Origin of the sequence: Rhodonellum sp. (assembly GCF_030656585.1) — a bacterium.
GTDB classification, from domain to species: domain Bacteria; phylum Bacteroidota; class Bacteroidia; order Cytophagales; family Cyclobacteriaceae; genus Rhodonellum; species Rhodonellum psychrophilum.
The window spans coordinates 34,855-49,274 of sequence record NZ_JAUSPP010000080.1; the positions used below are offsets into that span (position 1 = coordinate 34,855).

Genomic DNA, 14,420 nt, shown 5'->3' on the forward strand with positions numbered 1-14,420 from the left:
TCAAAAATCAGGATGATTTGGAGACGTGATGTTATTTCGTGTTTACAGTTTTTTTCTTCAGGTTTGCCTTGATGCTAATCGTTTGTTCTTCAGACAATTCATAAAAAATCACCGAGGGAATGGCTATATTATAATCACTCAAGAGGATTTTGAAGGTAGCTTCCAACTGGATTTCCGAATCGGAAATCCAAGTGATCTTTCCAGGTACCACCATATTTTTCTCCTTGCCATGTATCTTGAAGGTACCGGTTGCGTTCAGCAATTTGCTTTGGCCTTTTTCCAGTTTAACCTGTTCATTGATTTTACCAGTAAACTCGGCATAAGGGTACTTTTTTGTCTCCAAGTAATTTTCCCGCATGTGCCGATCCCGGAGACCTATTCCAGTTTTAAGGGTATTGAGGTCAATGAAAAAATCAAAACTGTTTTTTTCAAAATCCAACAAGCCATTCAAGTCGTCAGAAACTCCGGTGAACTCGTTTAAGGCTGCTTTGGACAAGAATTCTGCTCTCCCTTTGTCCGTATTGTAGGTTTGACCCTTCATTTCGAAAGAGAAGGTGACAAGGAAAGCAAAAAAGAAAAAGACAATTAAATTTTTCATCATGATTTGGTGATCGTTAAAATTTTGTTGTCGAGACGGGTAGGAAAACTTGCCAAGGCTTGGTTGGCCGGTCCGGTAAGCACATTTCCGTCGGTACTAAATCTTGAGCCATGGCAGGTACATGTAAATACATTGCTGGCAAACCTCCAATCTTTGTCACAACCGGAATGGGTACACACAGAGGTCAAGGCATTGAATGAATTGTTCCCAACATTGACCACTAGCAATTGGGCGGGAATAATCAGAACCCATCCACCAGCAACATTTAACCCTGTTGCCTGATCAAGATTGATGGTGACGGTATTTCCACTGACAGTAATGCCTGTAGCTCCAGCTGGAGGGTTGTTGTTGCCTGTATTTGGATTGGTATCCTCATCACTGCTGCAGGAGGTAAAAAACCCGACCCCAAACATTGACATGATGGCCAAGGAGCCTGTTTTTTTTAGAAAATCCCGTCTGGGATCAGAAAGATTTCCGGTTTTTACTTGGAGAGAATTTTTCATACGGTCATTTACGAGAAGTGTTGAAAGATTGGATCTGGAGTTTCATAATTTATTCACCTGATGGTAAGACAGCTGATTTTAAAACCCCAATTAATTAACACTCGAAAAATTAAATTGTTGATTGCCAATGGCAAAAAAATAAATTTAACCCGAATGCTAAGACACCAAAAAAGTAACGTAAAGCATCTAACTTGATTAAGTTAGATGGAATGTACATTCCATTTCCAAATGGGATTGAAACTGCAAGAAAATCAGACTATTATAGGGATTTGACGTATTCCCGATATGGTGAAGTCAAAAACAATCAACATATAATGAAACATCAGTTAATTATAATATTGAATTGAGTTCGTAATGCATAAAACGAGTTAAACTCCCTAAAAAATTGAATTCCCCGAAACAGGGAAATTTTTAAAAATTCACTTGATCCACATTACCCGGTCAAAAAATAAATTTTTACTCCCTTACAATAAAGCACTTGGAGGGAAAAACTTCAAAACTGTTTTCGATTAAGGATTTCGCTCAGAATAATGGCATCCTTCACGGTAGATGGATCCTTCAGCATACGGCCAATTCTATTGGCAGGCTTTTCTTTTTTGGCTTCCTTGTCCAATTGCAGGACAATTGGACCATTCAAGCTGGATGAAATTCTCACTTGCTCGTCCAATGTCAGGATTTTGGGACGTTCCGAATCCCCAACAAATCCCTGAAAATCCCCATATTTTCTGGAAGTTTCCACGGCGGTTTTATCAGCAGCCACCATCGGCTCCATCGGTCTTGAAACCGGCTTGTTGACTTTGAGCGTAGGCGCAGGTTGAACGGATTGTCCCTGACCTGTTTCTGGTAAGTTGGCTTTTCGCTGATCCTGCCCAGCCCTGATTTCCTTCAGCAGATCTTCAAAGGAAGTTGGCCTTGGTCTTTCATTTTCTACACCGCCATCTTGATCCGTCTCTTCATCCATGAATTCCTTTTCTTTTTTGCCCTTTTTGACGGCAGAATAGATGAAATAAATGATGATGGCGATGATATAAATTATATTCCCTGGTTCCACTTATGTTGTGTTTTTTATAACTGATCCAAGATAGGGATAAAATCCGAAGGTAGAAAAAAGAAGTCCTGAATATAGGCTCTATTGATATGAATTTGCCTCCGCAACCCTGCTTTTCTTGGTTAATTTGGAGAATGGTTTAATTTTGCTTTAGATTCAAAATAATTGGCGTTGGGATGTTGCTGAGCAAACTGGAAATAAAGGGTTTTAAGAGTTTTGGAGACAAAATGGTCATCCATTTTGACAAAGGGATTACCGGTATCGTCGGTCCAAATGGCTGTGGAAAATCCAATGTGGTCGATGCGATCCGTTGGGTTTTGGGGGAACAAAAATCCAGAATGCTCAGATCGGACAAAATGGAGAATGTCATTTTCAATGGCACCAAAAACCGAAAACCAACCAATCTGGCAGAAGTTTCCCTGACTTTTGAGAACACAAAAAACCTCCTTCCAACCGAATTTACCCACGTCACCATCACCCGAAGATACTACAGAAGCGGAGAAAGCGAATACCTGCTCAACGGGGTGGTTTGCCGCCTAAAAGACATCAACAATCTTTTCATGGACACAGGGATCAACTCCAACAGCTATGCCATCATCGAGTTGAAAATGATCGAGGAGCTGCTGAATGACAAGAACAATTCCCGAAGGGAGTTATTTGAGGAGGCCGCCGGGATTTCTAAATTCAAGAATAGGAAAAAGGAAACGCTACGCAAGCTTGAGGATACCGATGCCGATTTGTCCAGAGTGGAAGATGTGCTGTTTGAAATCGAAAAAAACCTGAAAAGCCTTGAAAAACAAGCAAGGCAAACCGCACGGTATTTTGAATTGAAGAAGGAATACAAGGATGCCAGCGTCAATTTGGCAAAAAAATCCGTCAAAAAGCAAAGCGAGAACCTCATCGGTCTCCATGAAAAAGTCCAAGAAGAAAACGACAGAAAACTTCAGGTAAGCTCCAAAATATCAGAAAAGGAGGCTTTTCTCGAACAAAGTAAAGTTGCGCTGCTCCTGAAGGAGAAACTCTTGTCCTCTCGCCAAAAAACCCTAAACGAGCATGTCAACAAAATCAGGCAGTTTGAAAGCGACAAAAAGATAAAAAATGAAAGGCTGCGGTTTTTGGAAGACAGGGCGCAGAAACTTCGCGAACAGATCGACAATGACCGCAAGTCAAATGACAGGGCTGGTTTCAGTATCCGCTCTTTGGAACAAGAAAAAGAGAGTGCAGAAAAGCTCCTCGCAGAGAGGGAATTTACGGTGGAAGCCCTGAAACTTGCCTATGAGGAGCAGAAAGCCAAACAATCCGAAATCCAAGAGAGACAAAAAGAACGCAACAGGGATTTTTCATCCCGAAAAGACTTGGTGTACCAACTCTCCAAAGATCAGGAAATCAAGCAAATTCAACTCTCCACCCTCAAGCAAGAACTAGAAAAGACTACTTCAACCGACCATAACCAAGAAGCGAGTTTGGTGGATTTTGAGGACAAACTGGTCATTCTCAAAGAGGATTTGGATGTAAAAATGGATGATTTGACCAAAATCAAAGCCAAGGAAGAGGATCAAAACCAAAAAATAGAAGAAACAAACCACATCATAGAAATCATCCGGGAGGAAGTCACGCAATCTTCGCGTAAGCTGGATGCCCGACAGAATGAATTCAACTTGACCAAATCATTGGTCGAAAATCTTGAGGGATTTCCAGAGGCAATCAAGTTTCTGAAGAAAAATTCCGATTGGGGAAAAGACATGCTCCTCCTATCGGATATCTTGACCACGGAAGAAAAATACCGGGTGTCGATTGAAAATTTTCTGGAAAACTACATGAATTATTATGTGGTGGAAACAGAGCACCAAGCCATCACTGCGGTAAACCTCTTGAGTGATGCCGCCAAGGGAAAAGCAAATTTCTTTGTTCTTGAGCATTTTGACCGCTTTCAGCCTTCGCATACCAAACTTTTTGCCAACGCCATTCCAGCAACGGAAATCATCGAATATGATGAAAAATATGCCAAACTGATCAGTTTCATTCTGGACGAAGTGTATATCGTCAGGGGAGAATTTCACGATTTTCCGGAGGACAAAGACACCATTTTCATCACCGAAAGTGGAAAATTCACCAAAAGAAAATTCAGCATTTCCGGAGGTTCAGTCGGACTATTCGAGGGAAAACGGATAGGAAGGGCCAAAAACCTGGAAAAACTGGAAAGGGAAATCAAGGAACTGAACAAAAAAGTGAGTCTGACCCGATCCAACCTTGACAAAAAAGTCAGCGACCTGATGAAACTCAAAGAGGTGAGCTACAAGTCCACCATCGAGAAGCTGCAACAGGAAATCAACGAGATCAACCAAGAATACGTGTCCATACGGACCAAAAAGGAACAACTGAGCGAAATCCTTTCCTCCAATGCCAACAAAATGGAAGACATCCTGGAAAGGATCGATCAACTTCAGGAAGAACTTGGGGAAATTGTGCCGGCACTTCTCAAGGAAAGGGCACATTTTGAGTCCCTTGAGGCGGAATTGGAAATGCTGAATGCCGATCTCGAATCAGAATCTGAACATTTGAGCCAAAAATCAAACGGCTTCAACCAAGAAAACATTGCCTATCACCAGCAGGCCAATCGGGTAAACAGCCTCGACCAGGAAATCGATTTCAAGCGGAGCGCCTTCGAAAGCAGCAAGGAAAGAATCGAAAAATCTCAACTTGAACATGCTTCCATTGATCAGGAAATCAGATCCCTTTTGGACAATGATGAAGTTCAGGATGATGAATTGATCGAATTTTATACCGAAAAAGAAAGCATCGAAAGAGGTGTCAACGAAGTCGAAAAGGAGTATTATGCAGCCCGTGGTGAAATAGACGAAACAGACAAACAAATCCGTGAACTCCAAAAAACCAGGCAAAACCTGGACACCATTGTAGGAGAACTCCAAAATTCCCTCAACGAAATCAAGCTTAAGTTGAACAGCATGAAAGAGCGCTTGAGTGTGGAGTTTGAAATTGATTTGGAAGCGATGATGGAAGAAAACCCAGAAGTCGATGAGGAATACACGGCACTTGCCGAGTCAGATATCCGGGAAATCGTCTCCAAAGCCAAAGAAAGGCTTGAAAAAATAGGGCCGATCAATCCCATGGCCATGGAAGCGTATGACGAAATCAAGACGAGACACACCTTCATCACCGAACAAAAAGAGGATTTGGTGAAAGCCAAAAATTCCCTTTTGGATACCATCAAAGAAATCGATCAAGTGGCGAAAGAAACTTTCTTGGATGCATTTGGAAAAATCAAGGAAAATTTCGTGAAGGTTTTTCGATCGCTCTTTACCGCCGAGGATGATTGTGATCTCAAACTCGTCGATCCAGACAATCCATTGGAAAGTCCAATCGAAATCATGGCCAAACCCAAAGGAAAACGACCTCTGACGATCAACCAACTGTCAGGAGGTGAAAAAACCTTAACAGCCACTTCCCTCCTCTTTTCCATATATCTGCTGAAACCCGCACCTTTCTGTATCTTCGATGAGGTAGATGCCCCCTTGGACGATGCCAATATCGACAAGTTCAACACCATCATCCAGACCTTCTCGAAAGAATCCCAGTTTATCATCGTCACCCACAACAAACGAACGATGGCCAGTACGGATATCATTTACGGGATTACCATGATCGAAGCAGGCGTTTCGAGGGTAGTACCGGTGGATTTGCGGGAATTGGTCTAGAGTTGACTTTAATTCAATTCAAGCTGCTTGCTTAGGAAATTGAAATCCATGTCTTAAAAAATATACCGGCTTATTCATCGTCGAAATGCTTACCATGGCAGAAAAAATCCCGCCTTTAAAACCACAATATGCTCGAAGACCTGGACAAAAGCACCCTCAATTTCAACCAGGATTCACTTTTTCTGCTCAATATTTCATTGGCCATCATCATGTTTGGTGTAGCCTTGGATTTGAAATTTTCAGGGTTTAAAGCCATTGCCAAAAACCCAAAAGCTTTTTGGATCGGTCTGTTTTCCCAATTCATTTTCTTGCCTTTTCTGACTTGGATCCTGATCAATATTGTCCAGCCTCCACCGAGTGTGGCGTTGGGTATGTTTTTGGTCGCCGCTTGTCCTGGTGGAAATGTCTCCAACTTTCTCAGTCATTTGGCAAAGGGGAATTCGGAACTTTCTGTCAGTTTAACAGCCTTTTCCACGGTTTTTTCAATTCTCCTTACACCTTTGAATTTTTCGATCTGGTCTGGATTTTATGGACCGACTGCTTCGATGATGCAAGTAATCAGTTTGGATTATTGGGACGTTTTCCAGACGGTTGCTTTGATTTTGGGAATCCCCTTGCTGTTGGGAATCGCCATCAACAATCGCTTTCCCGATTTCGCTATTCGTGCAACCCGGATTCTGAAACCACTGAGCATCTTGATTTTTGCGGCTTTCGTTGGCATTGCTTTCGGAGGAAATTATGATTTGTTTGTGAAGTTTATCGGTGTCATTTTTTTATGGGTTTTGGCGCATAATTTCACCGCTTTGTTTTCTGGTTTTTCCTTGTCCAAAATCTTTCGCTTAAACCTACCTGACACGAAAACCCTGACCATTGAAACTGGAATTCAAAACTCAGGATTGGCATTGGTCTTGATTTTTACTTATTTTGAAGGGTTAGGAGGAATGGCGATCATTGCTGCTTGGTGGGGGATTTGGCACATTGTCTCCGGGATTGCCATCGCATTGGTTTGGAAAAAGGTGAGTTAATCCCTCCTCATCCATCTTATGTGCAATGGATATTTAGCGTCTATTGTCTCACGTTTCACCCTAATCTACAGTTGTTTAATTCAGGCATGAAGGATTTAATAAATTATACAATGACGTTTTTGGTAAAGGTGGCTTTGCACCTATATTATTCCAAAATTCATGTAGTTGGAAGAGAAAATATTCCCAAAAACAAAGCGGTTTTGATTATTGCCAATCATCAGAATGCCCTGATCGATCCTATTCTCATTGCCACCCACCTCAATCTGAAGCCCTATTTTCTAACCCGTGCGAGCATTTTCAAAAATCCAATTGTAGCAAAACTGCTGGATTTCATCAGGATGATTCCAATTTTCCGCGTTCGGGATGGAATTGAAAACATGGAGAAAAACCAGGAAACCTTTGACCTGAGCACCAAAATCCTTTCCAGCAAAAAATCCATCTTGATTTTTGGTGAAGGAAATCATTCCTTAAAAAGAAATCTTAGGCCATTGAAGAAGGGCTTTGCACGCATTGTTGTCAAAACTCTTGAAAAAGACCCCGATTTGGATTTGGTGATCCTTCCAGTGGGGATAAATTACAGCAACCACAAAAATTCCGGGTCAAAAGTCCGCCTTATTATTGGCAAACCTTTTTCCCCAAAAGACTATTGCCCCAATCATGGACAATTGGTTCAGGCAACCCATGCGGCTTTAAAACCCTTGGTCAGCCACATACCAGAAGCCAATTATCAAAAAGATTTGGAGCGCCTCATCGAAAATGGGGTGGATCTCACGGATCCTACTTCAGTGGAATATTTCTTATCACAAGAAGACCTTAAGCATCAAATACCCGAAAAGGTGATCACCAAACCCTATTTGGCCAATAAAGTGATGAAGATTTTTCACTTTCCCATTTATTGGATTTGGCTCGCTATCGCTCGAAAGGTTAAGGATCCTGCCTTTACGGCTACTTTCAAGTTTGTGATCGGATTGGTCGCCATACCGATTTGGTACTTTTTACTCTGGACCATTTTTCCCGAAATGTGGGGAACTGCCTCGGCAATGACTTGGGGAATCTTGGGATTTGTTTATTTATTGGCAAACAAAACCGGACAAGAATGAAGGGTTGATTACAAAACAACAATTGAATTGACTTTGGGTCAATTCAATTGTTGTTTCCAAAAATCCGTAATATTTTGGTACTTCACCCGCATTCCCTTTTAAAATTTTATCTTTGTAATCAGTGAATCTTATACAGAATTATAAACCCAAAAATACAAAAATAATGGAACATGATTTTCTCCCCATCAACGGGACAGACTACGTAGAACTATATGTGGGCAATGCAAAGCAATCTGCCCTATTTTACCAATATGCCTTCGGGTTTGAACTTCTCGGCTATGCCGGTCCGGAAACAGGCGTTAAAGACCGTGCCGCTTATGTCTTGAAACAGGATAAAATAAGATTGGTTCTCACCACTCCCCTTTTTGAAGACCACCCGATAGCTGACCATATCAAAAAACACGGGGACGGCGTAAAAGTCCTCGCACTTTGGGTAGATGATGCAGAGAAATCTTGGAAGGAAACCACCTCAAGAGGTGCTATTTCCTATGAGGAACCGAAGACCATAAAAGATGCATTTGGAGAGGTAAAAGTCGCTTCCATCCATACTTACGGAGAAACCATCCATACTTTTGTGGAGAGAAAAAACTACAAGGGTTTGTTCCTTCCCGGTTTTATCGAAAAGAAAACCGAGTACAAAACACAACCCATCGGCTTGAAATACATCGACCATTGTGTGGGCAATGTAGGCTGGGGTGAGATGAACAAGTGGGTCGAATTCTACGAAAAAACAATGGGCTTCAATCTATTGATCACCTTTGATGACAAGGACATTTCCACAGAATATACTGCCCTGATGTCCAAGGTAGTCAGCAGTGGAAACGGATACATCAAATTCCCGATCAACGAACCCGCAGAAGGCAAGAAGAAATCCCAGATAGAGGAATACCTTGATTTTTACAATGGTCCAGGGGTTCAGCACATGGCCATCGCCACGGACAATATCATCCATACCGTAACTGAATTGAGAAAAAGAGGGGTTGAGTTTTTGGAAGTTCCCGAATCCTATTACACTGATCTTTTGGACCGAGTAGGGAAAATCGACGAAGATTTACAACCCCTCAAGGACCTTAATATCTTGGTAGACAGGGACGAAGAAGGATACCTGTTGCAGATATTCACCAAGCCTGTACAGGACAGACCGACTTTGTTTTTCGAAATCATCCAAAGAAAAGGGGCCAAATCATTCGGAAAGGGAAATTTCAAAGCCCTATTTGAAGCCATTGAGCGAGAGCAGGGATTGAGAGGAAATCTTTAAGCTTTTTCCAAATGAAAAAAGTCCGGTTAAATTTTTAACCGGACTTTTTTTTTAGGTTTTAAACAAAGGAACATAGGAATTATTGCCGAAATATTTAAATTAGAAATTCATTCAAACTTTTTATTAAAATGACAACAATAGATCCAATGATTGTAGCCAAGGCGGAAGCATGGCTAAACAGTGACATTGACGAAAAAAGCAAGGGCGATATCAGGCTTTTGTTGGAATCACCTGACCCTACAGAACTGATCGACTCCTTTTATCGGGACTTGGAATTCGGAACTGGTGGCTTGCGAGGAATAATGGGCGTGGGCTCTAATAGGGTAAATGTCTATACCATTGCGATGGCCACCCAAGGCTTGGCCAATTACCTCCTTCAAAGCTTCCCCGGCGAAGAGATAAAAGTTGCCATCACCCACGACAATAGGATCAACAATACGCTTTTTGCCAATACGACAGCCAATGTATTTACTGCAAATGGCATCAAGGTGAAATATTTTAGGGACCTGAGACCTACGCCTATGCTTTCCTTTGCAATTCGCCATTTTGGCTGCAAAAGTGGCGTCATGGTGACGGCTTCACACAATCCAAAAGAATACAATGGATACAAGGCCTATTGGGATGACGGCGGCCAAGTAGTGGCGCCGCATGATAAAAACATTATCAACGAAGTACAAAAAATCACTTCGTTCGACAAGGTCAACTGGAATAAAAACGATGCGCTTATCGAATATATCGAAGAGGATTTTGATTGGATTTACCTCAATGAGGTAAAAAAATTGAGCCTGTCCCCCAATGAAATCATGGTGAACAGGGCCATGCCGATTGTTTTCTCTCCCATTCATGGCGCCTCCGGCAAAATGGTTCCTGCGGCTTTGAAGATTTATGGTTTTGAAAATATCCATATTGTCAAGGAGCAGGCAGAACCTGACGGAAATTTCCCGACGGTGATTTATCCCAATCCAGAAGAAGCCGAGGCATTGACCATGGCGATTGCACTTGGGAAAAAAGTGGGTGCGGAATTGGTTCTGGCAAGTGATCCAGACGGAGATCGCTATGCAGCTTGCGTTCCTGGTGAAAACGGTGAATACGAGCTGTTGAATGGCAATCAAACCGCAACGCTGCTGACTTATTATTTGCTTAACAAATGGAGGGAATATGGCAAATTGACCGGTGATCAATTTATGGTCAATACCATTGTGACCACGGAATTGATAGACGCGATCTGCCATGATTCCGGTGTGACGTGCTACTCCGTCTTGACGGGATTCAAAAACATCGCAGAAGTGATCAGAAGACTCGAAGGAAAGAAGCAATTTATCGGTGGCGGAGAAGAAAGTTACGGCTACCTCGTTGGGGATTTTGTAAGGGACAAGGATGCAGTTTCCGCTGCAGCAATATTTTCCGAGCTTGTGGCTTATTACAAAACCAAGGGACAATCCGTTCAGGATGTGTTGGCCGAAATCTACATGCAGTTTGGTTTCTATAAAGAATCCTTGATCTCCGTAACCAAAAAAGGCAAGGATGGTGCTGAGCAAATCCAGCACCTAATGACTGGATTCAGAACCAACAAACCAACGACCATCAATGGCATCAAGGTGACGAAGATTGTGGATGTGAAAGAAAGCAAAGTCTTTGATGTCGAAAACGGCACTGAAGCCGAGCTTGATATGGACAAATCCAATGTGATTCAATTCTACCTGGAAGATGGCAGCAAGATTTCCGCCAGACCTTCCGGCACCGAGCCAAAAATCAAATACTACTTCTCCGTGAATGAAGCACTTCCCAATGCGGACGCCTATCGCGCAGTAGAAGCATCATTGGATGAGAAAATTGAAGGTTTGAAAAAATTCTTCGGTTAAAACCCGACAAATCACGGGTTAAACCCGATAGATGCTTCCTGTTTCCGGAAGGAAGTTTAAAATGTTATTATTTGACCGATTATCAATTAATTTCAGGCTTGAATCCAATCGATAAGGCAGAAAACGGGTTTAAAACTTCGAATTAAAAAAGCCCCCATCCGAACATATTGGATGGGGGCTTTTTTGCGTGTTTTGGGATTTTAAATTTCAATCAAGCAGGAAAGGAATCCCAATTTATTCATGAAAAGGGATTCCTTACTACCCAAGAATAATGAAAATGGTTTTGACCTGTTTTATGCATTGCGAACCTAATTCAAGATTGTAATTAGCTGATATTCAATTAGGTATTGCCCATTTTTGACTTTACCCCATTGGTATCAGGAATTAGTTACCCAATAGCCTGGTTTTCATGCAGTTTCGATCCCAATAGGAAACCTAATGCATATTTCGGGTTTAATCAATACTTTCCCCCAGTTCATATTTCAAGGTCCTTCCTTTTTCTACAGCCGGCAATCCCTGGGTCATCCACAATGGTGCTGGGGCTCCTTTTAAATAATGGTCAAAAAACTGGGACAGTCTGATGGATAAATCTTTCCTGTTTTTTCTTTCCTTCAGATTATGGTCCTCACCATTGTACTGAAGTAACCAAGCGGGTTGGTTCAATCTTTTCAAGGCCATAAACATCTCAATTCCCTGATACCAGGGCACGGAACCATCCGCATCGTTGTGCATGATCAAGACTGGGGTTTTGACTCTGTCCATAAAGAACAGCGGTGAATTCTCGATGTAATAAAGCGGCTTGTCCCAAAGTGTTCCTCCAATCCTGGATTGGGTCTGCTCATATTGGAACATTCGGCTCATGCCTGTTCCCCATCGGATTCCCCCGTAAGCGGAAGTCATGTTGACCACCGGCGCTCCTGCTCCTGCAGCCTTGAACATATTGGTTTTGGTGATGAGGTAAGCCACTTGATAGCCACCCCAACTCTGACCTTGAATCGCCATATTCTCGGTGTCCACATATCCTTTGGCTACGATGGCTTGCACGCCTGGAATGATACAGTTGTAGGCACTCGGCCCCGGCAAACCCAGATCGTATTTGATGTCCGGTACAAAAACCAGATAATCGTTACTGACAAAATAAGGGATATTGATCGTCGAAGCGCTCGGTGCTGGAGAACGGTAATTGTGCAATCCATCCGAATTCCGCTCGTAGAAATAGACCATCAACGGATATTTTTTGTTTGGATCAAAATTCTCCGGCTTGAACAACAAACCCTGAAGCGGAACACCATCATTGGCCAGGAAATTGACCAATTCCACATTTCCCCAATTCACAGAACTCTGCTGTGGATTGGTCGTCGACAGTTGGCTGAAATCGGAAAGATTCATCCCGGTGGCAAAGATTTCCGGAGATTCCAAATAGGTGGATCTTCGAACAATCAGCTTTTCCGCCTCCTCAGCTTTGGTCAATCCAAAATACCGATGATCGGTTAAAAGTAGCTTTTCCGGAGATTTTTTCCCTGTAAAATCACCCTTGAAAAACCCGCTTCTCTTGTCTTCCTCATGAAAAGCCGACAAGATCAAAGGCTCCTTCGGGTCGATACCTTCCTCCTCTCTGTCTAACACTTGTCTCCTGAATACAATTTTTTGATTTCTTCCCTCCCCTTTAGTCATGTTCAAAGGAGCTTCCTTGCCCGAAGGATCAAGTTTCCAGATATCGAATCGGTCATAAACCAGGAAGGCTTTGTCATCGGCCATCCAACCTGCATTGCCATAGCTTCCCGGCAAGGAAGGTGAATCATGGAGTTCGTCGTGAAAATCGACAGCCAAGGATTTTGTCTGATTGCTGAAGGTTTTCGCAGCAATGTCATAGACCACCCATGAACTATCCATATTGTCATACCAATAGGCATATTTTGCTCCTGGGGAAAGTTGTGCATTCCCGGAGACTTCCTTTTTGATCAAGGATTTATTTCCGGTCTCCAGATCTACGAGATACAAATCCCTTCCGATCTGAATATCCCAACTGAAGTTTCTCCGATAGGGACTATCATTTGTCGCCAAAGCGATTTTGTGTTTTGCCTTCCTGTCCAGATAGATCTGATAGATATTTTCATCACCGATTTGAATAATCTTTTTATCCTTGATGCGGTATGCGGCAAGGTAGGACCTGTCTTTTTCCCTGTTTTTATTGACCAATTGCATAGGCTGGATTTCTGCATCCTGCCATCCCCAAATATCCAAACTGACCCTTTCCTCGTCCAAAAGCATGGTGTCCTCTTCATAGGCAAATTCTTGGTAACCGGGACTGGCGCCAAAATAAAGCCTGTTTTCATCTTCGGAAAAATAAAGTCTTCCTGTTTTGCTGACCATTCCGTTTGGCAATAATCCAGAAGTCTTTTTGTCCGCAATTTTTGCAAGATCCCCTTTGGCAATGTCAAAAAGGTAAAGATCATAGTAGGGTTTTTTTGACTTCAGGGAATCTTCTGTGGTTAAAAAAGTCAAGAACTTGTTTGTTTTGGAAAATGCTGGCGTGAAATAATCCGTCTTGTTGAGATCAATGATCTTCGAAATACCCGATTTCAGATCCAACAAGAAAATGCCTGCATTCTTCAAAGTGTCTTCGGTTGCTTTTACGTAATAAAGAAAATCCCCATTTTCGGAAAACCCGTAATTCTTGACCGTTTCATACTCATAAGTCTTTTCACCATCTAGACTCCTGACCAGAAGCTTGGATCCATCGGTTTTCTTGGGGTTTACCTTTGCTGCGGATTCCATAGCAATAGTATCACCCTCTGCCCTCTTTTCTGCTTTCACCGGCAATTCTTTTTCAAAATGAACAGCGAGCCAATTGCCTTCTTTATCAGGCAAAGAAAAGGATTTCACCCTAGCCAATTTTTCTGTTTTGCCGGATACAAGATCCAGCACAAACAAACTGTCTTTGGGCATATCGTCGGCTTTGGTTTTCTTGAGTTTCAAAAGTTTCACAGAATCTTTTTGAGCGGCAATCTTACCCACCACAAAGCGATTGTCATTGGAAATCGACCATCTGTTGGCTCTTGGAATGTTGTATTTGGTGAGGGGATTGCTGTGGGAAACAATTTCCAAACGCCCATCGCCTTCCTGCGGATTGATTTCATATCCAACCCATTGGCCGTTTTTGGAAATTTTATCGGATGACAAGGTCTCCCAACCATCATAATCCTCATGGGTCAAAGCTCTTTTTTGCTGGGCCTTGACCTCCAGCAAAGAAAATATCAGTAGTAATGTCAATAGGGTTTTTATCCTGATCATGTCAAAATGCATTTGT

The 14,420-nt window shown here is 42.3% G+C and carries 9 protein-coding genes; 5 read left to right on the forward strand and 4 right to left on the reverse strand.

Features of this window, described 5'->3' with window-relative positions; genetic code table 11:
• Nucleotides 1-31 precede the first annotated feature (31 nt).
• From Q7J63_RS19405 to Q7J63_RS19415, 3 genes are all read right to left on the reverse strand, one after another.
• A complete protein-coding gene (locus tag Q7J63_RS19405) occupies nt 32-601 on the reverse strand; it encodes a YceI family protein (protein ID WP_304888625.1) in 570 nt (189 codons plus the stop codon).
• Nucleotides 598-1,101: a ubiquinol-cytochrome c reductase iron-sulfur subunit gene (locus tag Q7J63_RS19410; RefSeq protein WP_019600231.1), complete on the reverse strand. Its 504-nt coding sequence runs from the start codon at nt 1,099-1,101 to the stop codon at nt 598-600. The genes Q7J63_RS19405 and Q7J63_RS19410 overlap by 4 nt, the downstream gene beginning before the upstream one ends.
• A gap of 493 nt (nt 1,102-1,594) precedes the next feature.
• A complete protein-coding gene (locus Q7J63_RS19415) occupies nt 1,595-2,152 on the reverse strand; it encodes a hypothetical protein (protein WP_304888628.1) in 558 nt (185 codons plus the stop codon).
• Nucleotides 2,153-2,325: 173 nt separating this feature from the next.
• Between Q7J63_RS19415 and smc the strand changes: the two genes are divergently transcribed.
• From smc to Q7J63_RS19440, 5 genes are all read left to right on the forward strand, one after another.
• Nucleotides 2,326-5,865 carry a chromosome segregation protein SMC gene (gene smc, locus Q7J63_RS19420; RefSeq protein ID WP_304888630.1) on the forward strand — a complete coding sequence of 1,180 codons (3,540 nt, stop codon included), beginning with the start codon at nt 2,326-2,328 and terminating at the stop codon, nt 5,863-5,865.
• Nucleotides 5,866-5,993: 128 nt separating this feature from the next.
• Nucleotides 5,994-6,890: a bile acid:sodium symporter family protein gene (locus Q7J63_RS19425; RefSeq protein WP_304888632.1), complete on the forward strand. Its 897-nt coding sequence runs from the start codon at nt 5,994-5,996 to the stop codon at nt 6,888-6,890.
• A gap of 86 nt (nt 6,891-6,976) precedes the next feature.
• Complete coding sequence (locus Q7J63_RS19430) at nt 6,977-7,990, forward strand: lysophospholipid acyltransferase family protein (RefSeq protein WP_304888634.1); 1,014 nt, start codon at nt 6,977-6,979, stop codon at nt 7,988-7,990.
• A gap of 163 nt (nt 7,991-8,153) precedes the next feature.
• Complete coding sequence (gene hppD / locus Q7J63_RS19435; RefSeq protein WP_304888636.1) at nt 8,154-9,248, forward strand: 4-hydroxyphenylpyruvate dioxygenase; 1,095 nt, start codon at nt 8,154-8,156, stop codon at nt 9,246-9,248.
• Between the two features lie 128 nt (nt 9,249-9,376).
• Nucleotides 9,377-11,110, forward strand: coding sequence for a phospho-sugar mutase (locus Q7J63_RS19440; protein WP_304888638.1), 1,734 nt, complete (start codon nt 9,377-9,379; stop codon nt 11,108-11,110).
• A gap of 453 nt (nt 11,111-11,563) precedes the next feature.
• Here Q7J63_RS19440 and Q7J63_RS19445 read toward each other — a convergent pair whose 3' ends face one another.
• Nucleotides 11,564-14,404 (reverse strand): prolyl oligopeptidase family serine peptidase, encoded by a 2,841-nt coding sequence (locus Q7J63_RS19445; protein WP_304888640.1) that lies wholly within the window; start codon nt 14,402-14,404, stop codon nt 11,564-11,566.
• Nucleotides 14,405-14,420 lie beyond the last annotated feature (16 nt).